23 protein-coding genes and 1 tRNA gene are annotated in these 24,803 nt (G+C 59.8%); 16 read left to right on the top strand and 8 right to left on the bottom strand.

Annotated elements, in window-relative coordinates; genetic code table 11:
• The first annotated feature begins 108 nt into the window (after nt 1–108).
• The gene (locus tag MRBLMC3_RS09200) at nt 109–864 is read left to right on the top strand and encodes an enoyl-CoA hydratase-related protein (RefSeq protein WP_363827819.1); all 756 of its coding nucleotides are present in this window, start codon (nt 109–111) and stop codon (nt 862–864) included.
• Here MRBLMC3_RS09200 and MRBLMC3_RS09205 read toward each other — a convergent pair.
• From MRBLMC3_RS09205 to MRBLMC3_RS09215, 3 genes are all read right to left on the bottom strand, one after another.
• Nucleotides 861–1,754, bottom strand: a complete 894-nt coding sequence (locus tag MRBLMC3_RS09205; protein ID WP_363827941.1) for a DMT family transporter — start codon at nt 1,752–1,754, stop codon at nt 861–863. The genes MRBLMC3_RS09200 and MRBLMC3_RS09205 overlap by 4 nt on opposite strands.
• A gap of 95 nt (nt 1,755–1,849) precedes the next feature.
• Nucleotides 1,850–2,164, bottom strand: a complete 315-nt coding sequence (locus tag MRBLMC3_RS09210; protein WP_133654620.1) for a hypothetical protein — start codon at nt 2,162–2,164, stop codon at nt 1,850–1,852.
• Between the two features lie 73 nt (nt 2,165–2,237).
• Nucleotides 2,238–2,759 carry a MarR family winged helix-turn-helix transcriptional regulator gene (locus tag MRBLMC3_RS09215; RefSeq protein ID WP_133654621.1) on the bottom strand — a complete coding sequence of 174 codons (522 nt, stop codon included), beginning with the start codon at nt 2,757–2,759 and terminating at the stop codon, nt 2,238–2,240.
• Between the two features lie 129 nt (nt 2,760–2,888).
• On the opposite strand from MRBLMC3_RS09215, the gene MRBLMC3_RS09220 reads away from it, so the two are divergent.
• Together MRBLMC3_RS09220 and MRBLMC3_RS09225 are read left to right on the top strand one after the other, a co-directional pair.
• Nucleotides 2,889–2,963 (top strand) — tRNA-Gln (locus MRBLMC3_RS09220).
• Between the two features lie 162 nt (nt 2,964–3,125).
• Complete coding sequence (locus MRBLMC3_RS09225) at nt 3,126–4,415, top strand: tyrosine-type recombinase/integrase (protein ID WP_363827822.1); 1,290 nt, start codon at nt 3,126–3,128, stop codon at nt 4,413–4,415.
• 550 nt (nt 4,416–4,965) lie between these two features.
• Here the strand turns inward: MRBLMC3_RS09225 and MRBLMC3_RS09230 are convergent.
• A complete protein-coding gene (locus MRBLMC3_RS09230; RefSeq protein ID WP_363827825.1) occupies nt 4,966–6,996 on the bottom strand; it encodes a putative bifunctional diguanylate cyclase/phosphodiesterase in 2,031 nt (676 codons plus the stop codon).
• Between the two features lie 159 nt (nt 6,997–7,155).
• On the opposite strand from MRBLMC3_RS09230, the gene MRBLMC3_RS09235 reads away from it, so the two are divergent.
• The 6 genes from MRBLMC3_RS09235 (at nt 7,156) to MRBLMC3_RS09260 (ending at nt 12,559) form a co-directional block, all read left to right on the top strand.
• Nucleotides 7,156–7,728, top strand: a complete 573-nt coding sequence (locus tag MRBLMC3_RS09235) for a hypothetical protein (RefSeq protein WP_363827828.1) — start codon at nt 7,156–7,158, stop codon at nt 7,726–7,728.
• Nucleotides 7,718–8,065 carry a hypothetical protein gene (locus MRBLMC3_RS09240; protein ID WP_363827832.1) on the top strand — a complete coding sequence of 116 codons (348 nt, stop codon included), beginning with the start codon at nt 7,718–7,720 and terminating at the stop codon, nt 8,063–8,065. The genes MRBLMC3_RS09235 and MRBLMC3_RS09240 overlap by 11 nt, the downstream gene beginning before the upstream one ends.
• Nucleotides 8,066–8,079: 14 nt before the next feature.
• Nucleotides 8,080–9,174, top strand: a complete 1,095-nt coding sequence (locus MRBLMC3_RS09245) for a hypothetical protein (RefSeq protein WP_363827834.1) — start codon at nt 8,080–8,082, stop codon at nt 9,172–9,174.
• 76 nt (nt 9,175–9,250) lie between these two features.
• Nucleotides 9,251–9,979, top strand: a complete 729-nt coding sequence (locus MRBLMC3_RS09250; protein WP_363827836.1) for an ATP-binding protein — start codon at nt 9,251–9,253, stop codon at nt 9,977–9,979.
• Nucleotides 9,980–10,140: 161 nt separating this feature from the next.
• Nucleotides 10,141–11,190 (top strand): nucleoid-associated protein, encoded by a 1,050-nt coding sequence (locus tag MRBLMC3_RS09255; RefSeq protein ID WP_363827838.1) that lies wholly within the window; start codon nt 10,141–10,143, stop codon nt 11,188–11,190.
• Nucleotides 11,162–12,559, top strand: coding sequence for a hypothetical protein (locus tag MRBLMC3_RS09260; RefSeq protein ID WP_363827840.1), 1,398 nt, complete (start codon nt 11,162–11,164; stop codon nt 12,557–12,559). The genes MRBLMC3_RS09255 and MRBLMC3_RS09260 overlap by 29 nt, the downstream gene beginning before the upstream one ends.
• Nucleotides 12,560–12,839: 280 nt before the next feature.
• On the opposite strand, the gene MRBLMC3_RS09265 is transcribed toward MRBLMC3_RS09260, so the two are convergent.
• The gene (locus tag MRBLMC3_RS09265) at nt 12,840–15,092 is read right to left on the bottom strand and encodes a catalase (RefSeq protein ID WP_414714639.1); all 2,253 of its coding nucleotides are present in this window, start codon (nt 15,090–15,092) and stop codon (nt 12,840–12,842) included.
• A gap of 172 nt (nt 15,093–15,264) precedes the next feature.
• Entirely contained in the window at nt 15,265–15,921 is a 657-nt protein-coding gene (locus MRBLMC3_RS09270; RefSeq protein WP_363827843.1) for a DUF6766 family protein, read from the bottom strand.
• Nucleotides 15,922–16,118: 197 nt separating this feature from the next.
• Between MRBLMC3_RS09270 and MRBLMC3_RS09275 the strand changes: the two genes are divergently transcribed.
• Both MRBLMC3_RS09275 and MRBLMC3_RS09280 read left to right on the top strand, forming a co-directional pair.
• Nucleotides 16,119–16,661: a CinA family protein gene (locus MRBLMC3_RS09275; protein ID WP_363827845.1), complete on the top strand. Its 543-nt coding sequence runs from the start codon at nt 16,119–16,121 to the stop codon at nt 16,659–16,661.
• Nucleotides 16,662–16,668: 7 nt separating this feature from the next.
• On the top strand, nt 16,669–18,708 hold the full coding sequence (locus MRBLMC3_RS09280) for an NAD(+) synthase (protein WP_363827848.1): 2,040 nt from the start codon (nt 16,669–16,671) through the stop codon (nt 18,706–18,708).
• 47 nt (nt 18,709–18,755) lie between these two features.
• On the opposite strand, the gene MRBLMC3_RS09285 is transcribed toward MRBLMC3_RS09280, so the two are convergent.
• Both MRBLMC3_RS09285 and MRBLMC3_RS09290 read right to left on the bottom strand, forming a co-directional pair.
• Entirely contained in the window at nt 18,756–19,055 is a 300-nt protein-coding gene (locus MRBLMC3_RS09285; RefSeq protein ID WP_363827852.1) for a hypothetical protein, read from the bottom strand.
• Between the two features lie 17 nt (nt 19,056–19,072).
• Nucleotides 19,073–19,624: a hemerythrin domain-containing protein gene (locus MRBLMC3_RS09290; protein WP_363827855.1), complete on the bottom strand. Its 552-nt coding sequence runs from the start codon at nt 19,622–19,624 to the stop codon at nt 19,073–19,075.
• A 179-nt stretch (nt 19,625–19,803) separates the two neighbouring features.
• On the opposite strand from MRBLMC3_RS09290, the gene MRBLMC3_RS09295 reads away from it, so the two are divergent.
• From MRBLMC3_RS09295 to MRBLMC3_RS09315, 5 genes are all read left to right on the top strand, one after another.
• Nucleotides 19,804–20,394 carry an SRPBCC family protein gene (locus MRBLMC3_RS09295; protein ID WP_363827858.1) on the top strand — a complete coding sequence of 197 codons (591 nt, stop codon included), beginning with the start codon at nt 19,804–19,806 and terminating at the stop codon, nt 20,392–20,394.
• The gene (locus MRBLMC3_RS09300) at nt 20,394–21,608 is read left to right on the top strand and encodes a zinc-dependent alcohol dehydrogenase (RefSeq protein WP_363827861.1); all 1,215 of its coding nucleotides are present in this window, start codon (nt 20,394–20,396) and stop codon (nt 21,606–21,608) included. The genes MRBLMC3_RS09295 and MRBLMC3_RS09300 overlap by 1 nt, the downstream gene beginning before the upstream one ends.
• On the top strand, nt 21,595–22,392 hold the full coding sequence (locus MRBLMC3_RS09305) for an SDR family NAD(P)-dependent oxidoreductase (RefSeq protein ID WP_363827864.1): 798 nt from the start codon (nt 21,595–21,597) through the stop codon (nt 22,390–22,392). The genes MRBLMC3_RS09300 and MRBLMC3_RS09305 overlap by 14 nt, the downstream gene beginning before the upstream one ends.
• Nucleotides 22,385–22,582: a hypothetical protein gene (locus MRBLMC3_RS09310; RefSeq protein WP_363827867.1), complete on the top strand. Its 198-nt coding sequence runs from the start codon at nt 22,385–22,387 to the stop codon at nt 22,580–22,582. Before MRBLMC3_RS09305 ends, MRBLMC3_RS09310 begins: the two co-directional genes overlap by 8 nt.
• A gap of 114 nt (nt 22,583–22,696) precedes the next feature.
• Complete coding sequence (locus MRBLMC3_RS09315; RefSeq protein ID WP_363827869.1) at nt 22,697–24,667, top strand: hypothetical protein; 1,971 nt, start codon at nt 22,697–22,699, stop codon at nt 24,665–24,667.
• The last annotated feature ends 136 nt before the right edge of the window (nt 24,668–24,803 follow it).

The following is a 24,803-nucleotide window of genomic DNA, read 5'->3' on the forward strand; positions in this document are numbered from 1 at the left end:
AGGCAGGATGATCGGAAAAGGATAGACGCGCCTGCGCCGATCAGCCAACAGTCGCGGCGGACCAGGGCGCGCGGAAACGGGCGCAGGAACAGCAAGGAGATTCCGGTCGTGAGCGAGGGGATAGGCATCCTGGAAAATCAGGGCATTATCGAGATCCATATCGACCGGCCCGACAAGAAGAATGCGCTGACCGCAGACATGTACCGTGCGATGACCGCTGCGCTGGCGGACGCGGCCGCCCGGACCGAAATCGGCGCCGTGCTGTTCGCGGGAAAGGGCGACGCCTTCTGCGCGGGCAATGACCTGAAGGATTTCATGGCCGGCCCGCAGGGCGGCGAGGCGGCCTTTGCCTTCATCCGCGCCATCGCCAATTTCGAAAAGCCGATCGTCGCGGCGGTCCAGGGGCTTGCCGTGGGCGTGGGGACGACCATGCTGTTCCATTGCGACCTGGTCTATGCGGCGCCCGATGCGCGCTTCGTCATGCCCTTCGTCAATCTGGGGATCGTGCCGGAGGCGGGGTCGAGCCTGCTGGCGCCGGCAGCGCTGGGCTATGCCAAGGCGGCCGCCATGCTTCTGCTGGGGGAACCACTGGACGCGCAGGCCGCCGATCAGGCGGGCCTTGTCACCGCGATCGTGCCGGGCGACGCGCTGCTGGACCACGCCCGGCGGAAAGCGGCGATGCTGATGGCCAAGCCGCCCCAGGCGCTGGCCGCGACGCGCCGGCTGATGAAGGGCGACCTGACGGCGCTGAACCAGCGGATCGAGGAAGAGGCGCGTCTTTTCCGCGAGACGCTTCAGTCCGCCGAGGCGCAGGAGGCGTTCGCGGCCTTCTTCGAAAAGCGCGCGCCAGTTTTCCGCCGCTAACGCCGTCCGAAGCGTATTTCACTGATGATCACGGCCGCGACCACCAGCACGCCGCCCAGCAGGGCGCTGCCGGGCAGGCGTTCGCCGGCGATCCAGCCGATGAGGCCGGCCCAGACCGGCTCCCCGGCATAGATCAGCGTCGCCCGCGTCGCCGACACGCTGCATTGCGCCCAGTTCATCACGAGCTGGATCAGCGCCGTCATCAGCCCCAGGCCGCAAGCCGACAGCGTGACGATCCAGGAAAAGGGCGGAGCAGCCTCTCCCGCTGGCACCATGCAGGCGAAGGCCAGCAGGGACGTCACCGCCAATTGGATGAAGGTGACGCGCGCCACGTCGACGCGGCCGGCCCACAGGCTGATGAAGATGATCTCCAGCGCAATGGCGATCGTGCTGACCAGCGTCAGCGCCTCGCCCCGGCCGAGCGACAGACCTTCGGCCGGCGCGGCGATCAGCAGCAGCCCGACAAAGGCCAGAGCGACGCCGATCCAGCTTGCCAGGCGCGGCCGCCGGCGCAGGATGGCCCATTGCAATATCGGGACCAGCGGCACATAGGCCGCCGTGATGAAGGCGGAAGTGCTGCTGGGGATTGTCTGCAAACCCCAGGTCTGGAGCGTGTAGCCGCAGAAAATGCCCGAGCCGATCATCGTTCCGGCCAGCCATTCGCGCCGCGTGACGCCGCGCAGGACGGGCAGGGCGAAGGGCAGGGCCATCAGCGCCGCGGTGCCGAAGCGCAGCCCGACGAAGAACAGCGGTCCGCTGTGCCGCATGGCCTGATGCACGATCAGGAAGGTGCCGCCCCACAGCAGCGTGATGCCGATCAGCGCCAGTTCCGGGCGCCCGATCATCAGCCGGTGGGGAGGCGAGGGGTCGGTCGCGGCGCCATGCATGATGCCGCTGGTGCTGCGGATGAGCGCTCAGGTCAAGGGCCGCCTGCGAAATGGAGGACCGTGGCGCCCTGTTCTGCCCACGGGGCCTTGCCCGGCCGTCAGTCCTTGCGCATGTCGTTGCCCGCGCGTTCCATGGCGGCGCCGACGTCGCGCTTTGCTTCGCGCGCTTCGCGTTCGGCGTCGCGCGACGCATTGTCCATGGCCGCGCCGACGCGATCGGACCCTTCGTTTATGGCATTGTCCGCCCTGTCGAGGCCCCGGTCGATCCTGGCGCCGGCCTGGTCCATCGTGTTGCTGACGTCATTGCCGATCGCGGAGCCGGCATTTTCCAGATTATCGGCCGCTTTTTCCGAGCAGGCCGAGAGGCCAAGGACGGTCAGTGCCGACATGGCGGCCAGGAATGATGTGCGCATGGTTCACCCTTATCTTGCCTTCAACAAAGACCTGATAAGCGCCCCGGCGGCGATAAGGTTGCGTAACGATCCTTCACCGGCCGCGCAAACCGAACACCATGGACCTGTCCTGATCCGGGATCAGCCCCTCCAGCACCCGCCAGAATCCGGTGACGGAGCCTTGTCCCGCCTGGGCATAGGCCGCCGCCATCTTTTCCCGCAAAGCGCGGAACAGCTCTGCCTCCAGCGCCATGCCGGCAGCGCTGAGCCGCAGCAATTTCTGCCGCCGGTCATTCGCGCCCTGGCGAGTTTCGATATAGCCCTGCTCGATCAGGTCGTTGAGCACGCGGCCGAGCGACTGCTTGGTGATCGCCAGCAGGCGCAGCAGGTCCTTGACGGTGAGGTCAGGCTGGCGCGAGATGAAATAGAGCGCGCGATGATGCGCCCGGCCCAGCCCCTGCGCGGCGAGCCCCTCGTCGATCGAGCGGGTCAGCGCGGAATAGCCGAAATAGAGCATCTCTATGCCGCGCCGGATCTCGTCCTCGCGCAGGAACAGCGGCGAAGCGGGTGCGATCTGGGACGTCGGGGCGGGGGAGGAAGAAGGGGGAGCGGGCATGCCGGTCGGTTCCAGGCTGAGAGGACAGGGCGGCGTGCATATTGGCGGTTCCGGAAAATAATGACTAGGCTTTCCTTTCGCGCGGCAGGCGCTATATGGCGGTCCGCGCCGGCATTGTCCGGCCGATGCTGGGGCGTAGCCAAGCGGTAAGGCAGCGGTTTTTGGTACCGCCATGCGCAGGTTCGAATCCTGCCGCCCCAGCCAGCCGAATCCTCTAGTTTCGGCCTGTATTCAGTGACTTATCGGAAAATCGCGACATCAGGGAGTTGGACCCGGTTGGCCTCATTTGGCCCGGATTCGACTCCTCTTTTATCGCGATTTTTATCGCGATTTTATCTGGATAGGGGCCGACCAGGATGTCGGACTATGAATCGCACCATCACGCTTACCCCTTCGCTCATCGACGGAATGGCGAAGGATTCCCTAAACGATCCGCTCACCCCCGGGCTGGCAATCCAGATGCTCTCGAGCGGCAAGAAGGTCTGGAAATATATGCGCTGGGTTCCAACTAAGCGGGGGTTCCTGCGACGAACGCTTGGGACCTATCCGGCTTTCACCATCGCCGCCGCTCGGGAATGGGCGAACGAACTGAACGCCATGATCGATGCCGGTACCGATCCCCGGGATATCTGGCAGGAGCAGGAGCGCCGCGACACCATGACGGTGAACAGGGCGCATGCCTTATATATGGCGGCGGTTCGGGAAGGGCGGGCCTCCCGGTCCAAGCGCAAGAATAAACCGCGGACGATAGCGGACAAGATCGCCATATTCAGCCGCGATGTGGAGCCCAAGCTGGGTAAGAAGATTATCTATGACGTCACCGAGGACGACCTGATCGCGCTGGTGGAAAAGAAGGGAAAGACGGCAAAGGTTCGCGCCAACCGGCTCGCTGCGGAATTGAAGGTGTTCTTCGGCTGGACAGCGTCCCTGCGGGGAAAGGAGGTCGGGCTTGAGGTCGATCCGGCGCGCCGCTTGGGCGATCTGCGCTTCCCCGAAACGCCACGGGCGCGGAAGCTCAGCCTGGATGAACTGTCATGGCTTCTTTTGGCGCTTGCCGAGGAGCGGCGGGATTTCCGTCGTGGTATGCTCCTCTGGTTATTGACGGCGGCGCGCTTCTCCGAGGTCGTCTTCGCAAAAACTGCTGAGCTTCAGGATGGTATCTGGACCATTCCGGCGGAGCGTTCCAAGAACGGACAGGCGCATCGGATCGCGCTGGGGCCGTGGGGCCTTCGTCTGTTCCGTTCCAATTCGGAATGGCTGTTCCCAGCGGAAAAGGTGGAGGGGCCGCGAACGCAGGGCTGGTATGAGGCCAGGGATCGTGTCGTCGCCCGGATGGCGAAATTGGCCGGACGACCAATCGAGCGGTTTACGCCCCATGATTTTCGCCGGACGGCGCGGTCCAATACGAAGCGTCTGCATGTCGATTTCGAAACCGCCGAGGCGATGCTCAACCATCTGAAGACTGGACTTGAGCGGACCTATGACCGCTATGATCTCGAAGAGGAGAAGCGGCGCTGGTTTGCGCGTTGGGAAAATGAGGTGCTGGCGATAGCGCGCCGGGCTGGCGTGCATGAACAACTGGAAGGGGCCGATGCCGTTTCAGGTGCAGCGCGATCACCACAGGGCCCGGCTGTCGAGCCAGGCTTGCACCTCTGAAAGTCGGAACCGGGGGCAGCGGCGGTGTTTGCTGCTCCCGGTGCCCAATTCATATTCTCGGGGGAAATTTCCTGGGCGGCGCGTGCGCAGGCGGTCGATCTGGCGGCGTGAAAGGCGTGCAATTTCTGCGAAATCGCTCACGGTGATCAATCGATCTATTTGGTCAGGCAGCGGCTTTCGGGGCATAGGGCATTCCAAATTTTTGCTACCCATCATTTTCCCACATTCAGATGATGTCACTGGTGCAAAACGGCATAAAATAGGCCCAAATTGATCCGTTGCCGCAAAGATGAAATCGCTTCGGTGGTCCCGGCATGGGCGGTTAGCATGGGGACATTTTGCTCAGTCCGGTCTGGAGCAGTCATCCTTCGAAAGCGGCCGTTCTCGAGCCTGATCAATGGCAGCTTCGGAGTGAAGGATGGGGCTTCCTGCGCAGTCCGGCGGGGCAAGACCGCGGAGCTTTCCCGAAGCGGGGCATCATCACTATGCTGAGGTAGCAACATGGCTCAAGCGGAGGTTGGCCAAAGAATATTAACGCGATTTGGAGCGGCTATCCAGCAACTGCGCAAATTTGATCAGCGCTTAACGGCCGTCCCAACATGTAGCCTTGGACATGGGTGCAGCCTAAAAACTCGACCAACTCCAGTTCACTTTCGGTTTCGATGCCTTCAGCCGTAACCTCGATCTTTACACTATTTGCGAGCGTGACTATCGCTTCAATAATCGCAATATTTCGACTGTCGGGGTTTGTGGCACCGCGAACAAAGCTTTGGTCTATCTTGATCCTGTCGAATGGTGCTGTTCGTAGATACCCAAGTGATGAGTATCCCGTGCCGAAATCATCTAGTGCGAGGCGTACACCAAGCGATTTCAGATCGCTGAACGTTTTGTTGGTGTCTTGGTCCTCGTTCAGGAAGATGCTTTCGGTGATTTCCAATTCCAATCGGTTGGAGGGAAGCCTGGTTTCTGTAAGCGCCTTCGCCAAGGTCGAGGGGAACTCCGGATTCGCGAACTGGTCTGGTGATATGTTCACTGCGACCCAGATATCATCAGGCCAGTCCGCCGCTACGGCACAAGCGGCTTGCAGTATCCAGCCACCCATCTCGCCAATCAGGCCAGCGTCCTCGGCGATGGGAATGAAGATCGCAGGAGAAATTAGGCCACGTTCCGGATGTAGCCAACGGACAAGCGCCTCATAGCCAACAACCTTTCTCTCGCTAAGTGATAGGATAGGCTGAAACACAAGCTGCAATCCATCCGCTTGGAGTGCGTACCTGAGATCGCTTTCGATCTGCCTGCGGTCCTCAGCGTCGGAATGCAATTCGGGAGAATATATTACAATGTCCCGTGCGCCATAACCTAAGGTGGAGCGCAATGCCAAGTCAGCGTTGCGTTGGAGCGCGTCGGGTGAGAAACCATGGTCAGGCGAGACCGCTACTCCAATTTTTGGTGTCAGCGTGAAACTGCTGCCGCCGATTTCAAAAGGTCGAAAGAAGGCGGTCAAGATATTATGGCACCGATCCATCGCGTCCTGAATACCCGCAATTTCTTTTATGATGACGTCAAACTCGCCCCCATCAAACCTACCGACATAGGAAAAGCTCCCAGCCGCGTTCATAAGTCGTGACTGGACTTCTCGAGTAAGCAATTGCCGATCGATTCGGCTCAAACCGTCAACATTCCGGTATGATCCGAACGCGCTTACAAATATCAGCGCCACAGGTGTTATCTGTCCTGACAAGCCATACATCGCGCTTGCCAGTATGCGATCGGACATTTCAGGACTTGCGACACTGCCAATTTGATGGAGGAGTCCGCTGAGCTTTTGTAACTTTGCGAGCTGATCGTTATGTAGCAGAATCAGTTGATCGACCTTGCCATCAACTCGACCTAATTTTGCGTCCACGACATCCAAACTAAATTGCATACATTTTGCCGCGGCCTGTAGCCTATCATTGCTGTCGGCAACTTCGCTCAGTTGGCTGGTCACGAGCAGCTTTTCGAAATCCGCGTTTCTGAGGAGCTCGGTTGCAAGTTCGTCTCGGTAGTTCATGATCCATGGCGGGGAACCGTTCGGCGCCTGTTCAGTAAGCATTGCCCTGAAATGGGGCGGCATGGCACCGGCGACGCTTTCGCACCAAGCCACAATCGGACTGATCAGAGGCGTGGTTTCGCTCCAACTGGCTACACCAGATATGCTTGCCAATAATGGGCGGATGGTGTCAGCGAGTTGCAAAATCGCATCCAAACTAGGGTCCTCCAGACCGGACCTGGTCGCGGTCTGCAGGTCTTCTACAAAAAGGCGTTCGGCCATGTTGGTAGCTTGAGAAGATAGCGTATCGACATAAGTCGCGAGGCTTCGCTGGAATGCCAACCGAACGGCGCTGACAATAACCTGCGCGGCTTTGACATCGGGACCAGCGGCCAGTTGCCGGAAACCCGCAGAAATCGCTCGATACGACCGGACAAGAAGCGCATCAGCGCGATTTCCAATGACACCGCTCGCCACCGTACTGACAGTGGCAGCGGTAGCCACTTCCGCGAGCGCTCCAGCTAAGGCTGCCGTGAAAACATCTACCAAGTGCGCATTTCCCGTTTGCGGTTGCCCAATCGAATGTCGAGTGAATACATCTAAATGTCCGCCGGGCGATGCGCCAGTTACATATCCGGGCCCGCCAACGGGTTGCCGTCCTCATCCGAATCATGTATCTCACGTAAATAACATGAGATTGAGGTCGATGTGATTCTGAGTGTTGCAAAGCTGGCAGGTGAGAAAATTTTGTCGGGCGCCCCAAGCGGCCGGCAGTTTTACGCGAAGCTGGTGGAGATGTTTCCCGCTGAGCCATCGAATCCCGAGCCGCTCTTCCTCGACTTTAGCGGCATCGACATCGCCACCGCGAGTTTCCTCAGGGAGGCGGTGATCGCCTTTCGCACCTTCGTGCGAAGCCGGAAATCCAACTATTATCCCGCTGTGGCTAATGCAGTGAGCGATATTGTCGATGATCTGGTGGAGGTTGTTCAGCCTCGCGGCGACGTTGTCATGGTCTGCACGCTTGGCGTTGATGGAGAAATTATCCGCTGCCGTCATGTAGGCACGTTGGATCCCATGCAGCAACTCACTTTCGACCTTGTGAACCGTTATGGTGAAACGACAGCAACTCGTCTAATGGAAGTACAAAAGGGCGACATAAAAGTTACTGCATGGAATAACCGGTTATCCTCTTTGTCGTCTTTGGGACTGATTAGCGAACAGTCGCAAGGGCGTACCAAGACCTACAAACCTATATTTGCAGGAGGCGAAGGTGGGAGCTGATTTCAAAGCAAAGACAAAACGGTCTTTTGAAAAATGCTGGGACAATGCAGCCCTCGCAGCTAACACGCCGGACCTGTTTGCGCGGCGGGCGGACCGGGCTCCCAGTCGCTATGAAGCTGAGGCAATAGGTAACGCCAAAGTGTCTGTTGGCGAATCCTTCTCCGTCCGCTTGGAAGGCAGTCAATTGGTGGGGCGACGCGGAATGTCGCCCGTCATCCTTCTTTCCAACCCGACCCAAAATCTTCGGCTATCTTTAGCGCAGGGCTGCAACATCGCTCGGGCGAGCGTCGTGGCATCCGACCCAATCAGCGGGATGTTCGAGGTTACTATCCACTAAGAGGCAAATGGCAGATGTCCCGTGAGCAACGTGCATTCAGACGTCTTTGGAGCCGACCCGATGCGGCCATGTCATTGGGGTGCATTGACTGCCCAGAAAAAGGTATTTGCGGCGGCCAGACGGTAGACGGCGCGAGCTTCAGCTGCCTTGATAACTGCTGTGGTGATCCGACCACCTGTCAGATCGTTTGTCCGAACGCCCATATCTACGCTGACCGGGTGCGAGAGGTACAGGGCTTTCAGTTTGAGACGCCGCAAGGCCCATTCCACTCTGTTAAACAGCTTCCGCCCTACATTCCGCTATTCTTTCACGGCAGCGCGCTCAAAGACGGCGTTTCAGCCCCGGCGATTGCCATCCCCCTTTATCGCTTTTTCGACCGCCATGGAGACTGTCGGTTCGCGGACATCGAGGCGGTACGAACTGCATTCAAGTTGCAACCTGGTTCGCGGATCATCCTTTCAGGTGTTGCTCAGGACCGGGAGGTCGAAAAGTGGTGGAAGCTGGAACGAAAGGGCCGGCAGAAAGCCATAGCAAATTTGAGGCGACTGGGCATCGCCATGGTGACTACACCAAATTTCAGTCTGATCGTTGACCGTCCGCGTTGGGATGATCTTCATTCAATGCGCCGCATCGTGCTGTCATATCATGAGCTTATTTGTGAGGGGCAGCCAGCCGCGCTCCATGTGAATGGCCGGACGCGGACCGATTTTCGACGGTGGGGAGATTACATCGCGAACCACCCCGAGGTCACGCACATCGCCTATGAGTTCACAACTGGCACTCGCAACCCTGGACGGATGATGCAGCACACGCGCTGGTTGTGTGAATTATCGACAGCCTCCTCCCAGCGTCTTGGGCTGTTTCTTCGCGGCGGGTCCATGGTGGGCGGCATGCTGGCTGAAAATTTTGACGTGAGTTTTATCGATAGCTCACCTTTCGAAAAGGCTCAACATCGCGAGGTCGCCATCCTGGACGAGGACGGGAATCGCGATTGGATCAAGCATCTCACAGACGTTGGGCAACCTGTCGATGCGCTGCTTGAGGAGAACATCCGTGTATCGAACCTCTGGTTCGCGTCCAACATGCCGAAAGCCAAACTTGCAGCCTGACCTTCTCACCCCCTCGTTCGATTACAATGTGGTCGATGGGCTCGGCAGGGCCTGGCAACGCGGGCATCCGCCAAGGATGGACGGCCTGCTTTTCCGAGCGGGGGCGATCGGCCCGTTGATAGAAGTGGCGTGCCTCGGTTCAGCCGAGAAGCTGCGGGAGATCAGGCAAAACCGCTGGCTCAACGATGGCTCTCACGAATTGCTGCTGGACGCATTTCTGGCGAAGCGCCGACAATGGCGCGCCGGAGATCATCGGCAAGGCGTGGCGACTGGTGCTGCGCTGGAGGATGCAGAGACTGTCAGGAGCTTCAAGATGGATGCTCACATGGCGGCTAAAAATGCCGGATTTGGATCACAGGCAGGTTATCTCGTCGCCGCATTAGGCGAAATCATAGGCAATGCGATCGATCATTCCCAGTTTCCTACTTCTGCTGTCGCACTTTTTTCTTCCGGTAGGGGAGAGTTCGAATTTGTCGTCGCTGATCAGGGAATCGGTGTGCTGGAAAGCCTAACCCAGAATCCCGAACTCTCAAGCTTGAGCGATTATGGCGAAGCACTCGAGGCGATGACCGAAGCAGGGGTTTCGCGCTTTGCGCGCAGCACGGGACATGGGAATGGTTTCCGACCGATCTTCGAGAAGCTTGCCGACATGACGGGTGAGCTGCGTTTCAGATCGGGCGACTACGCTTTGACGCTGGATGGACGGTTTGGGGACAAGATTGCTCGACAGATTGTCCAGAAGCCGAAGATGCAAGGTTTTCTGGCAGCTGTCACATGCCGGGTTCAACCGCATTTGCTCCGTTGAGGCTTTGCAAACGGAATTGACTATGTTCACTATATGTTCTATATAATTTGCTCCAACATGGTGAAAGTGCGTGAAAAAGCCTTACGCTTCGTCCCTCGATGAGTATGTGCTTTCTGACCAGCGTTGTGGAATGCACAAGAGCTCGCTGGAGGGGGTGAAATTTGCCGTTTCTAAGTGATGCTGAACGCGATGATTTACGTATTGATCGGATGATATTCCATGTGGTCGGCCCTGATCTCGCGGACCCGATCCTGCTTGCCGAGTTCGATCCACCTATCTTCACGGAGTTCTTCCTGAAGCGGATCAAGTCTGCGTTAGGTGGAAATGCTTATCGCTTCAGACCGGATTCGCCGACCATGGCGACGCTGCGGGACGTCAGCGCCAACGAGGCACGCTTCGTAACAGGGTCCGAGGCGTTAGCGGCGGCATTCCAGCATGAGCATAGGCAGAACTCGATCGATGGCGTGTTCTTTTTGTTCCTCCTCAGTACTTTCGAAGGTGCGAGGCTGTTCGCGCTAGTGAAGTACGACAACGACCAGGTACTGAAGTACGACATCGCTGATGCCGATGGTCGCCGTACGGCGATCCTTGAGGAGTTCCGACAGACATTCTCGACCAAGCGCGAATCCCTGCAGAAGATTGCGCTCGTGCGCCTCGGCGCTGAGGACGGCGAACTTATGGTTCGCGACCGATCAAAGCCAGATGGGATCTCGGAATACTTTGGCAAATTCCTTCGCGTTAAGCGGGCTGCAACTCCAGCCGAGTTCACGAAGAAGGCCGAGCGCGTGCTCAAAGACGTAATGAGGCACCATCGGGACGACTTGGATCCCGAGATCCGAAAGGGCGGGGCGCGGCGAATCAACGAGCAGCTGCGTGCCACTCGTGAATTTGGGCCTGAAACTCAGGGGCAGCTTTTCGACGCAGTGTTTGGCGTGCTTCCCGAAAATTCTCCGGTGCGTCGGACTTATCAGCGCAAGCTGGCGGCGGCGAGGCTTGATGAAGAGACATTCCAAGTTGATCCCGCCGCGATTCCCCGGACGCCGCGGCGGCGTATCGAAACGGTCGAAGGTATCCAGATTTTGTTCAATGAGGAGGATCGCGGACGGATCGTGAAGCGGGAGTTGGAGACTGGCGACACGGAAATCCTGATCACGACCACGTGCGTCACCGTGGACGACGACGATGCCATCGACCGTCGCCGCAGCACTTGACGCCTCCGCTGGACTAACGGTCAGCGAGATCAACGGCACGTTGACGGTGACCGGCCAACTGTCCCATCCGGCTCTCGCCGCTTGGCGGGAGGTGGCCAAGGCCTGCGCGATCGACCACTGTCGCCTCACTTGCCGAGACGAGTTCGACGAGATTCATGATTTGCGCGTAGCGGATCTAAATGAACTTGAGGGTGTCGATCTGCGCCTTACGGTCGAGATCGCCCATCCGGCGAACGCCGTCCATGTGGCGACAGCTGATGGTCTTCGTCGTGTCCTTGCTGCCTTGAACGACCTTCCACCAGTTTCGGTGGTGCGTCTCCTTGGTCTCGCTGAGCCGATTCGAACGCTCGGCATACTCATCGAGCCTTGGATGGATGGCGATGGCGACGCCGCCCCTAAAATGTTCGGGTCGGGCCCGAGTCCACGTCGTTTCGCACGGACTATTGCTGGTAGCACCAGGGCGCCGAGAGAGATCGGTTCGTGGCTGATCGAGGGGGAGTGTGCCCGAACCGACCAGGCGTTCGCAGTTTGGCGTGGCTTTTCGATCAATTCCATCCGCCGATCGCTCGTGAATGAGATTTACGATGCTGACGGCGTTGTGCGAGTGGTTCTGGCGGGTACGCCAACGCGGCGTCTGGAATTGGGTGAAGCTGATGTCGATGCCGCGTCATTCGCAGGCCTCCAAGCAGCGGCGCGCTGGGTATACGTTGAGGGCCCTGACGCCGAGCTCCGGCATACACTTGTCACCAACGAGCTAGCCCGGGAGTGGCGTGATGGCGAAGCCTTCGCTTGCGGGCTGGAGAAAAGCCTTCCGGTTGCGCTGGAGAGCGCCGGACTTGCCTACCGCGCACATATCCAGCAGGGCAGCAAGGATACGATCAAGAGCCTTTCGGATCTGCGCAAGACGTTAGCCGAGGAGATGGGGAAGGTCACGCAGCAGACCCGCGATCTGACCTCCGGGTTGTGGCGCGACGTCGCGGTGGCGATCGTGACGATTGCGTTTCGATACTCGATGGATGCTGCCAAGGTTGCGACGATGAAGCCGACCTATGCGTTGGTTTTCGCGCTGGTCGCCGCATATATCGTTACCAGCCAAGTGGTGACTGTTCGGAGCAATCGCGCCTTTTTAAAGGTGGCGGCAGACGCTCGGGTCCTTTGGCGGCAGAAGGGGTATGCCTATCTCTCCAACGACGAGTTCGACGCACTGGCTGGAACACCGTTGTTGCAGGCAAGAGGGATTTACGACCGCGTCGAGGCGACAGCGAATTGGGTGGCGGGTATCGTTGCGACGGGCTTGATCGCTTCGGCAGGATGGGAAGTGAATGTATGGCAAACGCTTTTCCGTCGACTTGCTGAAATGTCCTGTTGATAGGGGACGACCAACGTTCGCCAGTCTGCGAGTGGCCAATTTAGAGCACGCTGCGCTAAATTGGACGCAGGTCGCGTGCTCTAGTTCTTTGTTTTCGCATCATTTTAAGTGCAAAACCGGTTCCCATTTTTGCACACGATGCTCTAGAGCGCGCAGTGCGACTTGCAGACCGTCCGCTCCTGGCAACGGAATAATGGCCGCTGAACGACGGCAAAGGGTCGTCCACACCCCATTCAACGTGCATCCCCTTCCCATCAGAAACTTGCGCCGACCGCTAAGATTACGCAGGCGACGCCTTGGGTTTGGGGCTCGCGTCGAGATCGACTTTCAGTTCACGTGGCCAGTGGCGAAGCGAGCGGCACGCCGCGATGAACGTGCGGGCGTCGTCGCTCTTGCCAAGCGGCAGGCAGGCCTCGTCCAGATCGCCGGCAATGCCCGCCTTAGCAAAGATCGCCTCTGCCTCGGCACTGATCCCAATAAATTTGCAATGGGTAAAGGCGTCAGTGACAAAATCCTTGGCTGCCGCGTCGAGCGACAGCAGCGCTGCCCCCTCAGCGGACACGATGATGGCGACTGCATCGAACAGCACCGATGGCCCGCCGTCAATCTTGTGCTTGGCAGCTGCCCGCGTCCCATCGGACAGGGTTACGCCACCGATCTTCGGGGCGATGATCTCGAACACGGCTCCCTCTGCATCCACTTGATCGATAAGCACCTTGAGCAAGTTCGCATCCGCCCCGTCGCTCAACAGGATGCCCAGCTTTCGACCTCGAAAGCTCTCCGGCCCATTTTTTATGATGCTGAGCTTGTCGGAAGGCGGCAGGTCCATAGGCTTGCGCGCTGCGATTGCCGGATCGGGCAAAGGTAGGTCAAGGCCATCTGCCACCTTGGCCGCCAGTGTCGTATCGATGTTGAGCAAGTGTGACACCGTCCGCGACCGGATGTCCGGGCGTTCGACCTTGGACAGTTCGAATATGAGCGCGTCGACGATATGCTTCTGTTCGATCGGAGTTTGGCTGACGAAGAACTGCCGCGCTTGGCTGTAATGATCGGCGAAACTTTCCGACCGCACGCGCTGTTTGGAGCCGTCCGCGGTCTCAGCAAAGCTGCTGAACCCGCGAACGGGGTCTTCGCGCGGCCCGCCGTGCGTGGGACCCCAGCTGTTGGGCTCGTAGTTCACGCGCCCCTTCGGATTGCGCATGGCCATGTGCCCATCCTGCTGGAAATGGGCCATTGGGCATTTGGGCGCGTTGACCGGGATATGCGTAAAGTTTGGCCCGCCCAGACGCTTAATCTGGGTATCTAGGTAGGAAAAGTTGCGTCCTTGTAGCAGCGGGTCGTTTGAAAAATTGATGCCCGGCGGGACGTTTTGGGTGCAGAAAGCCACCTGCTCCGTTTCGGCAAAGAAATTATCGACGACGCGGTCGAGCACGAGCCGACCGATGACCCGGATGGGCACCAGTTCCTCCGGAATGATTTTAGTGGCGTCGAGAACATCAAAGTCGAAGCTGTCGGCGAAGGCATCGTCGAACAGTTGGACGCCAAGCTCCCATTCGGGGAAATCTCCGCCGTTGATTGCATCCCACAGGTCGCGGCGATGAAAGTCGGGGTCAGCGCCATTGATCTTCACCGCTTCGTTCCAGACCACCGACTGCAGACCCTGCTTGGGCTTCCAGTGAAATTTGACGAAGGTGGACCGGCCCTCCACGTCGAGCAACCGGAAGGTGTGAACGCCAAAGCCCTCCATCGTGCGGAAGGATCGCGGGATCGCGCGGTCGGACATCGCCCACATGATCATGTGAAAGCTCTCGGGCGTCAGGCTGATGAAATCCCAGAAATTGTCGTGAGCGGTCTGTGCCTGAGGGAAGTTGCGATCCGGCTCGGGCTTGGCCGCATGGATCAAGTCGGGGAATTTCATCGCATCCTGAATGAAAAAGACAGGAATGTTGTTGCCCACCAGATCCCAATTGCCCTCCTGCGTGTAGATCTTCACCGCGAAGCCGCGCACGTCGCGCGCGAGATCGAATGATCCCTTCGAACCTGCGACTGTCGAAAAGCGGACGAAGGCGGGCGTACGCTCCCCCACACGCTGGAAAATATCAGCGCGACTGACATCGGCCAGACTGTCGGTCAGTTCGAAGAAGCCGTGCGCACCATAGCCCCGTGCATGCACGACGCGCTCGGGGATGCGCTCATGGTCGAAGTGGAAGATTTTCTCCCGGAAATGAAAATCTTCAAGGAGCGTCGGTCCGCGCGCGCCCTGCTTCAGGCTGTTCTGATCGTCCGCGACCGGGATTCCCTGCTGCGTGGTGAGCGTGGCGACCTCGTCCGCAGCCGCCTGATGCGTTTCGCCACCTTGTTTCTGAGGTTCGGCATAGGAGAAGGAAATGGCCGCATCAGCGGGAACTGGCGAAACCTTCTGTGGCGACTCTCCGCCCATATCGGCGCCGACGAGATCCGGAGGCGTCAGCTTGCGGACTGACTTTGGGGAAGCTTTCGAGGCGGCTTTCGAGGGTGCGGGCTTCTTCGCCATGACGGCTCCTTGTCAGTCGGGAAGGTCGTGAGCCGACGAGCGCTGCCGCCGGCTCAACATTGTCCCGACATGAACCCGAAAGCCCCGCCGGAGTTGCCTGCGGTGAAAATTTTTGGGTCTTTGCGTTTCGTCCGGCGGTACCGACAGCGAATTTTCAGACCCTGGTGGTAAGCTATTCTCCGGTCTGCTCATGCGACGCCGCGACGGCTTTGGATTCTGGCGATTCCTGTTGCCGAAGGAAGATCGAAAGCACAATCAACACAGCTGTGGATAGAAATTCGCTCTGCCAGTTCTGGAAGGATTCAAACCAGAGTTGCGGATCGCCCAGATAATGCAGCGTGCCAAGTGGCGCCTCGCCATGGGACAGCGCTTCCTGCGCCGCGACCCGGGCGCTTTGCGTCCAGTGAATGATGAATGAGACGATGAAGAGAATGCCGAGGGCAAGTCCCAAGGACCGGGCATAGACCGCGCGCCATATCGGCCCCCAGCGCAGTATATGCGGAGACCCAGGCTTGCTCGCCTGGAGGTCGAGATCCTTGTCACGGGGAGGACTGTCGGGATCTTTCGATTCAGCTGAACCGCGTTGAATCAGGAAGGCCGTCAGAACGACATAGGCGGACATTTGGAGAAATTCACTTTCCCAATTCTCAAACACGCTTGAGAGGAATTTGGGGCTTGTCGTATAAGCCGCGAGCGAAAGCATGGTTTCGCCGTGACGTCGAGCGTCTTCCATCTGCACGTGCCAGCCGGCAATCCATTGGCCTGTTATACTTCCGCCGAATAGAAGCAGGAGGACGATCGTCAGCCCATTGTCGCGTAACACCCGCATGCTGCTCTCCCATATCGGCTGCAAAAGAAACGCTGAACCGCGCTTTTAAGGTCCGCGATCGCCTGTTGGCTCGCTGTCACGATACATGGGGAGGAGCCGGGTAAAATTTCTACATGCGTGATCGCCCGAGGCGGAACTCAAGCACCAGACACTCCTTTGATATAACCGAGAAGCAGGCAGGCATAAGGCGACGCATCATGGGCAAGCCGCAAAATCGAGAAACGAAGTCAGCCGAAACGCTATCCCCTATATTGCCCAACGATGTGGAGGACACAGCCGCGGCCGTATTAAAGGCGGCATGTGAGGCAGAACTACGGCTTGCAACGGCGGAAAGTTGTACGGGCGGTTTGCTCGCCTCGCTGCTGACCGATGTCGAGGGGGCAAGCCATGCGTTCGAGCGGGGCTTTGCCGTATATAGCGAGGAGGCGAAGTGCGAGCTGCTGGGTATTCGCCGGGAACAGATTGATGTCTGCGGAGCGGTGAGCCGCGAAGTCGCTATTGCCATGGCGGAGGGCGCGATCGAACAATCCCATGCCGACATTACGCTTGCCATTACCGGCTTTGCCGGTCCGGCGACGGAAGGAGATGAGGCTGGTCTTGTCCATTTCGCTGCCGCCCGCCGCAATGGAGCGACCGTTCACCGCGTCGAGCATTTTGGAGATATCGGACGCGGACCGGTGCGGATCGAATCGCTTCGGGTCGCGCTGGAGATGATGGGGGAAGCCATTGACCATTTCTGAAAATTTCATGTCCATTCATCGCCACGGTCTTGTTCGGCTCGCCGCCGCAACTCCGCATGGGACGGTTGGGGATGTGGCCGCCAATGCCGCAGCAGTGATGGAACTGGGGCAGCAAGCGGGGGCGGACGGTGCGGATCTTGTCCTGTTTCCCGAACTTTGCCTGTCATCCTATGCGATCGATGACCTTCACCTTCAGGATGCTTTGCTGGACGGTGTCGAGGCGGAAGTGGGAAGGCTGATCGAGGCGAGCGTGGACCTGCCGGTGATGCTGGTGGGCGCGCCGCTGCGGCGGTCGGCGCGCGTTTACAATTGCGCTCTCGTCATTGCGAAAGGGGCGCTGATCGGCGTCGTGCCAAAAAGCTACCTGCCCAATTACCGGGAATATTATGAAAAGCGATGGTTTGCGCCAGGGGCCGGTCTGGCGGGCCTGACGATCGAGGTTGCCGGACATAGCGCGCCTTTCGGAGCCGACCTGCTCTTTGCCGCCGAGGGGCAGTCCGACTTTGTCCTCCATGTGGAAATTTGCGAGGATTTCTGGGCGCCGCTGCCCCCGTCCACAATGGGCGCGATGGCCGGGGCGCTGCTGCTCTGCAACCTCTCCGCATCCAACATCACCATCGGCAAAGCGCGGGACCGCCATTTGCTGTCCGCTTCCCAATCGGCGCGGTGCATTGCCGCCTACGCTTATTCCGCGGCGGGTGCGGGCGAGAGCACGACCGACCTTGCCTGGGATGGGCAGGCGATGGTGCATGAACTGGGCGAGTTGCTGGGAGAATCGAGCCGCTTCGGCGATGAACCGGAATTGCTCTATGCCGATGTTGATCTACAGCGGCTGCGGCTGGAGAGGATGCGCAATGGCACTTTCAACGACAGCGTGGAAGCGGCCGGGCATCCGGAAATGCGATTTCGCAAGCTGCGCTTCCCCTTCGAGCCGCGATGCGATGGTATCGGCCTGCGACGGTCGGTGCACCGCTTTCCATTCGTTCCGGCCGATCTGGCCGAACTGGATGCCGATTGCTACGAGGCTTTCAATATCCAGGTGGAGGCGCTTGTCACCCGCTTCCGCTCGACGGCGGGCAAACATTTCGTAATCGGCGTGTCCGGCGGCCTCGATTCCACGCATGCGCTGATCGTGGCCGCCAAGGCGTGCGATCGGCTGGGCCTGCCGCGCTCAACGATCCTTGGCTACACCATGCCGGGCTTTGCGACCGGTGAGCAGACCAAGGGTAACGCCTGGGCGCTGATGAATGCGCTGGGCGTGGCGGGGGAAGAAATCGACATCCGGCCCGCGGCGCGACAGATGTTGGCGGACCTGGACCATCCCTTCGCGCGGGGCGAGCCGGTCTATGACGTGACATTCGAAAATGTGCAGGCGGGCCTGCGTACCGATTATCTGTTCCGGCTCGCCAACCGGCATGGAGGCTTTGTCGTGGGCACCGGGGATCTCAGCGAACTGGCATTGGGTTGGTGCACCTATGGCGTGGGCGACCAGATGAGCCACTATGCCGTGAACAGCGGGGTGCCCAAGACGCTGATACAGTTCCTGATCCGCTGGTGCATCGCCACGGAGCAGTTCGACGAGGCGACCGACGGTATCCTGGATGCGATATTGAACACCGAAATTTCCCCGGAACTCGTTCCAGCCGATGCCAGTGGCGCGATGCAGAGCACGGAGGCGCGGGTCGGGCCCTACGCGCTGAATGATTTTTTCCTGCACCATATCGTACGGCAGGGTTTGCCGCCCTCAAAGGTCGCGTTTCTCGCCTGGCACGCTTGGAGGGACATTGAGCATGGCGTCTGGCCAGCGGGCTATCCGGACAGTGGCAAGGTCGCATATGAGCTGCCCACCATCCGCCATTGGCTGGACAATTTCCTCTATCGCTTTTTCGCCATCAGCCAGTTCAAGCGGTCCGCGCTGCCCAACGGACCGAAAATTTCTTCTGGCGGTGCACTGTCGCCGCGGGGCGACTGGCGGGCGCCTTCGGATGGCACGGCGGGCCTTTGGCTGGATGAGTTGGCCACGGCGTTAGGACCGGCTCCGGACTGATCGGATAGGCGGAATACAGAACAGTTGTGCGTTGGGAGGCTGTAACCCTAATCCTTCGAGGTCTGCGCGCCCTCATTGTCGGCTTGCGTGCCGGTGTCGGGCTGCACCTTGTCCTGCTTCGTCACCCGCGTCGGCTCTGGATCGCCGCCAGTGGCCGTCCGCTCCTCATCGCGCGATCCGATGTCGCGCGCGAGATTGCCACCGCCCGAACCGCTGTCCGCCTCCGGCCCGTCTAGCGTGTCGCTGGGCCGCCGGCCTGAGCCCTTGGGCTGATTTTCAGTGGAGATGTTGGGCTCGCGCGTTTGTTCCGTTGGCACGGTGCGCCGATCAGGGTCTGGAGTGTTCATATGTCATGTCCCGTCTTTCAGGCCAGTTTAAGCCCTTCCTGATTCATCCGCCGCGTGAGGCGGCTGGTTGCGCTGTCGTCGAGCGCCTGACGGAGGCGGGGGAAAAGTTCCTGCTCCTCCTGCTTCATATGCCCTTCGATGTCGGCGCGGAACTTTGCCAGTTTCTGCTGGAAGGCCGGATTATCGTCCAGCAGGTCCGAAAGATCATAGAGATATTGCTTCACATAGCCATGCTCACCGGTAAGTGCGTCAGCCTCCGCCTTCATCCCATGTTCGCGCATGGCGGGATAAATGGCGTTCTCCTCCTCCAGCGCATGTTTGCCCAGAGCATGTTTAAGTTGCATCAGCATCATCCGGCGCCTGCCGCTGGCTGCATCGTCAGTCGCGGCAAGGCCGTCGAACAGGGCAAGAGCTGCCTTATGCTCGGTCGCGAGTGCCTTGTCCCAGTCGCCGGCCAGCATGGTGGGAGCCTGAACCATCAGCTTGCGCCCGGCAAGACCGAGGATGGCAAGGCCAGCGCCGAGTAGCAGGCTTTGGGATCGGGAAGGGTAATGGGTATGAAGCGCCATGGGCTTTCTCCCTTTGACTGATGGCCGGTCAACGATGGCTATTCGCACATGTTCCGCAGCCTGCCTCAGGAACGCTCTATCACTATTATCGAGCAGACGTGTTCAGTCTGTCGTGAATGGAGGGAACGAGCTTCCCCGCCCGCTAGTTGGGGCCTTGATCACTCTTCAGGAGGCTCAGCATGGCCGACAAAAAGGCGCCGCTCCCGAGCGACGACGCACCCCTTACCACGCGCAAGGAAGATCGCATCGAGCAGATGGGTGACCAACTGCCAGAACCCCAGGGCGATGCGCTCGCCAGCAAGACGGTGACCATCAGTCGGCCCAGGGCAGAGCTATATGCCTTTTGGCGCGACTTCACCAATTTGCCCCGTTTCATGGAGAATATAGTGTCGGTCGAGCCGGTGGGAGAGGGGCGCACCCACTGGACGGTTAAGGCTCCCGCCGGGAAGACGGTGGAATGGATTTCTGCCATTACCGAGGACAGGCCCGATGAAACGATCGTCTGGGCTTCGGAGGATGGCGCTGACGTTCCCAATAGCGGCCGGATTGATTTCCGCGACGCGCCGGGCGGGCGCGGGACATGGGTGAGCGCGACGATCCTTTATGACCCGCCAGGCGGGATCATCGGCAAGGTAATTGCCAAAATGTTTCAGCGGGAACCGGGCATTCAGGCGCGGCGCGATCTGCGGCGTTTCAAACAGTTGATGGAGACGGGCGAGATAGCGACTTCGGCGCGTACCCGCCAGGCGCATGAGGAGGAGGAAGTCTGATGCGGGCGCTGACATGGCATGGCAAGCATGATGTTCGGGTGGAGACAGTCGATGACCCGGAGATCATCAACCCTCGGGATGCGATTATCCGGATTACCTCGACCGCGATTTGCGGATCCGACCTTCATCTTTATGACGGCTACATTCCCACGATGAAAGCGGGCGACATATTGGGCCATGAATTCATGGGAGAGGTCGTCGAAACGGGGCCGAGCTCCACGTTAAAAAAGGGGCAGCGCGTTGTCGTGCCCTTCACCATTGCATGCGGCGGATGTTTCCATTGCAACAAGCATCAATATTCCGCCTGCGATAATGGCCTGCCCGCCGACAATCAGGACATTGCTCAAACCATCTATGGCCAGCCCATGTCGGGCCTCTTCGGTTACAGCCACATGACCGGCGGCTATGCGGGCGGGCAGGCAGAATATGTCCGCGTTCCCTTTTCCGATATCGGCCCGATCGTCATTCCCGATGGGGTGGAGGACGACAAGGTGCTGTTCCTTTCGGACATCTTGCCCACCGGCTGGATGGCAGCTGAAAATGCCGGGATCGAGCCGGGAGATACCGTCGCTGTCTGGGGTTGCGGGCCGGTTGGGTTGTTCGCCGTCCAGTCGGCGTTCCTGATGGGGGCGGAGCGGGTCATTGCCATCGACCATTTTCCGCGAAGGCTGGAACTGGCGGCGCGCTTCGGGGCGCAGACAATTAATTATGAGCAGACCAAAACCTATGAGGCGCTGATGGAGATGACCGGCGGCATCGGGCCGGACGCCTGCATCGATGCGGTCGGATTGGAGGCGCATGGCTTCTTCGCCGATAATGTGTGGGACCAGATCAAGGTGTCGACCTTCCTGGGCACCGACCGGACGCACTCCATCCGCCAGGCCATCCTCGCCTGCCGCAAGGGCGAGCGGGTGTCCATGCCCGCCGTTTATGGCGGCTTCGTCGACAAATTTCCGCTGGGCGCCTTCATGGAGAAGGGGCTGACGCTTAAGACCGGGCAGACCCATGTGCAGCATTATATGCCCGGCCTGCTCAATGCGATCATGGAGGACAAGATCGACACGACTTTCCTCATCAGCCACCGCTTGCCTCTGGAGGAGGCGGCGGAGGGATATCGCATGTTCCACGATCATCAGAATGAAGTGACCAAGGTCGTGCTGAAGCCCGGCATGACCCCCAGCCCGAAAGAGGAGAGCCGCCATGGCAGCCACTAAATTCGCCATCGTCACCGGCGCTTCCACCGGCATTGGTTTTGAACTGGCCCATCTCGCTGCGCAGAATGGTTATGATCTGCTGGTCGTGGCCGACGAACTGTTGATCGAGGCGTCGGCCACCGATTTCCGCCGGCATGGCGTGAAGGTGGAGGCAGTGGAGGCTGACCTCGCGACGATACAGGGCGTCGAGAGACTGATCGACGCGGCGAAGGGGCGCAAGGTAGATCTACTCTGCGCCAATGCCGGCCGCGGTCTGGGCCACGGCTTTCTGGAGCAGGAGGTCGCAGACTGGCGGCGGGTAGTCGACACGAACATCACTGGCACCCTTTATTTGTTGCAAAAGGTCGTGAAATCGATGGTGGCCCGCAATGAGGGCAAGGTGCTGATTACGGGTTCGATTGCCGGGTTCGTGCCCGGCTCCTTTCAGGCAGTTTATAACGGGACCAAGGCATTCATCGACAGCTTTGCCGACGCGCTGCGTAATGAGATCAAGGATGCCAAGGGCGTCACGATCACCAACTTGATGCCGGGCGCGACGGAAACGGAATTTTTCGACCGCGCCGACATGCTGGATACCAAGGTGGGGGCAGAGGAGAAGGACGATCCTGCCAAGGTCGCCAGGGATGGCTGGGACGCGCTGATGGCCGGCAAGGCGCATATCGTGTCGGGCTGGAAGAACAAGCTTCAGGCCGCGGCCGCGCATGTCACGCCCGCCTCCATCCTGTCGGAGCAGCATCGCAAGATGGCCGAGCCCGGCACAGCAGAGGAGAATGACAATGAGTGAAGGGCAGCATAAGCCGGGCAATGCCGAAATGCCGCGCGGGCCGATGGGCGACACACTGCCGGGACGGGAAAAAGAAGATCCCCGGACGGGCGGCGGCCAGCGGCAGGAGGATGTCGAGGATCGCCCTAATGTCGGCACGGTAAAGCCGGAAGATTATCCGGAAAAGGATCGGCGGGATTCCCGCCCGTGAATGCTACAGCGGAGGTGATCCGTGGGATGGGAGCCGCTCAGTCCAGATCCGGTTAAAGGCTTTCGGGGCGATGACCTCCCAGCCTATGTGGCGAACGGCCTTGTGGGTCTTCGCGTGCGCGAGATTCCGATTTTGCCCGGTTCCGCCATCGTCAGCGGTGTAGTGGGCCTGCATGTCGAAGAGCCGGTCGAGGCCGCCGTCCCCATCCCCTATCCGCTTGCCGCCGACATCGGCATCGGGGAGACTTGGCTGACCGAGCAGCCCTGGCTGATCAGCGATGCGACGCAGCGATATGATTTCGCTGCCGGGGAACTTTTCAGCGGATTTGCTTTTCATGTGGGCGAAATTGCGCTCTACGTAGAGGTTCTGACCTTTGCCAGCCGCAGTGACCCTGCGCTGGTACTGCAACGCATCGAATTGACGGCGGACAGTCCCTGCACGATCAGGCTGCGTGCGGGGGTCGCAACGGCGGGCGCGCGCGGGCGAGCGGACGAGCGGAAGGTGGGCGAGCAAGCGGCTCCGGGCGAAGGCGCGATGCTTTGGGTGCCAGAGGGCGCGTTCAGTTGCTGCGGCATCGCTTTTCACAGCGAATGCCGTGCAGCTAAGGATGAGCCCTGCTTTCGGGAGAAGCACGGCTCGGGATCGCTGACGGCCGAACATTCGGTCGAGTTGAGGCGGGGCAGAGCCGTACGGCTGGAGCAGATCGCCGCTCTCGTTCCTTCCCTCGTCCATCATCGCCCGATGGACGAGGCCGTTCGGCGCCTTGCCAAGGGCACAGAGCTGGGCTTCGATCAGTTGCGTGACCTCAATCGGGAAAGCTGGCGGCAGTTGTGGCAAAGCCGGATAGTGGTCGATGGCGCGAACTCGGATCATCAACGTCTGATCGACGCGGGATTCTTCTATCTGAACAGCTCCGCGCACAGGTCATCGCCCGCCGCGACTTCGATGTTCGGGCTCGCGAGCTGGCCCAATTACAATTATTATTTTGGACATGTGATGTGGGACATCGACGCCTTCTGCGTTCCGCCCCTGTTACTCGTCCAGCCCAAAGCGGCGCGCAGCCTGCTCGGCTTTCGCGCCCAGCATATCGATGCCGCGCACATGTATGCGATGCTCGACAACAAGGATGGAATGCGTTTCCCGTGGGAGGCGGCGCCGCGGTCGGGCGAGGAAGCGACGCCCGGCCCCGGATCTGGCGCGGCACATGCGGCGCATGTGTCGCTGCATGTCGCGCGTGCCTTTGCGCTCCAGGCCGAGGCGGTTCGGGATATGCGTTATCTGCGCCAGACGGGCTGGCCCATATTGTCGGGTGTAGCGGATTGGCTGGCGTCCCGATTGACGCAGACGGGGCGCGGCTTTGAACTATTGCGGGCGACCGGACCGGCCGAGGTGCCTGAGCCGCCCGTCAATGACAGCTTCACGCTGATGACGGCCTATGACCTGCTGCGCCGGACGATCCGGATCGGTCTGTCGATCGGTGAGGAGGTGCCCGCCATCTGGCGCGATATGGCGGACAATCTCCATTTGCCGATCCGCAGTGATGGCGTCATCGCATCGCATGACGAGTTCCGCATCAGCGAGCCCAAGGGGGCGACGCCCTCGCCGCTCGCTGGCCTGTTCCCGATGAACTATCCGGCGACCGTCCGGCAGCATGAGGCGACGCTCGACCTCTTTTTGTCGCACTGGCCGGGCTATGTGGGATCGCCGATGCTGCCGGCTTTCTATCCGGTTTGGGCAGCGATGCGGGGGGATCGGGCGATGGCGCTCAAGCTGTTCGAGGAAGGGTATGCCGCTTATGACAAGGGGCGGTTCCACCAGTGCCTGGAATATCGCGAGGATCATCCGGACTCCAAGGTGCCTGCCGGTCCTTTCATGGCAAATATCGGCGGAATGCTGATGACGATGCTGTTTGGTTTGCCAGGGGTCGAGATTTCGGATGCCGATCCGTCGGATTGGGGACGGCGCCCAGTCATCCTTCCGTCCGGGTGGAAATGCATCATCGTGGATCGGCTGTGGGTCAGAGGGGCGCCAATGCGGATGGAGGCAATGCACGGCGCGGCGCGAGCGCGGCTTTTCCCGGCATAAAGGGCTTTGCCGGGTTTGGACTTCGACGGGCAAAACTGCAGCGCTCAACTGCCCAGCAGATACGTTGGTGGGAAGTTGGCATCGGGAACGGCCACATGATGTCATGGGTTTTTGACGATGTGCCACTTCGGCGCGA

The organism is Sphingobium sp. LMC3-1-1.1, assembly GCF_040676285.1.
Lineage (GTDB): Bacteria > Pseudomonadota > Alphaproteobacteria > Sphingomonadales > Sphingomonadaceae > Sphingobium.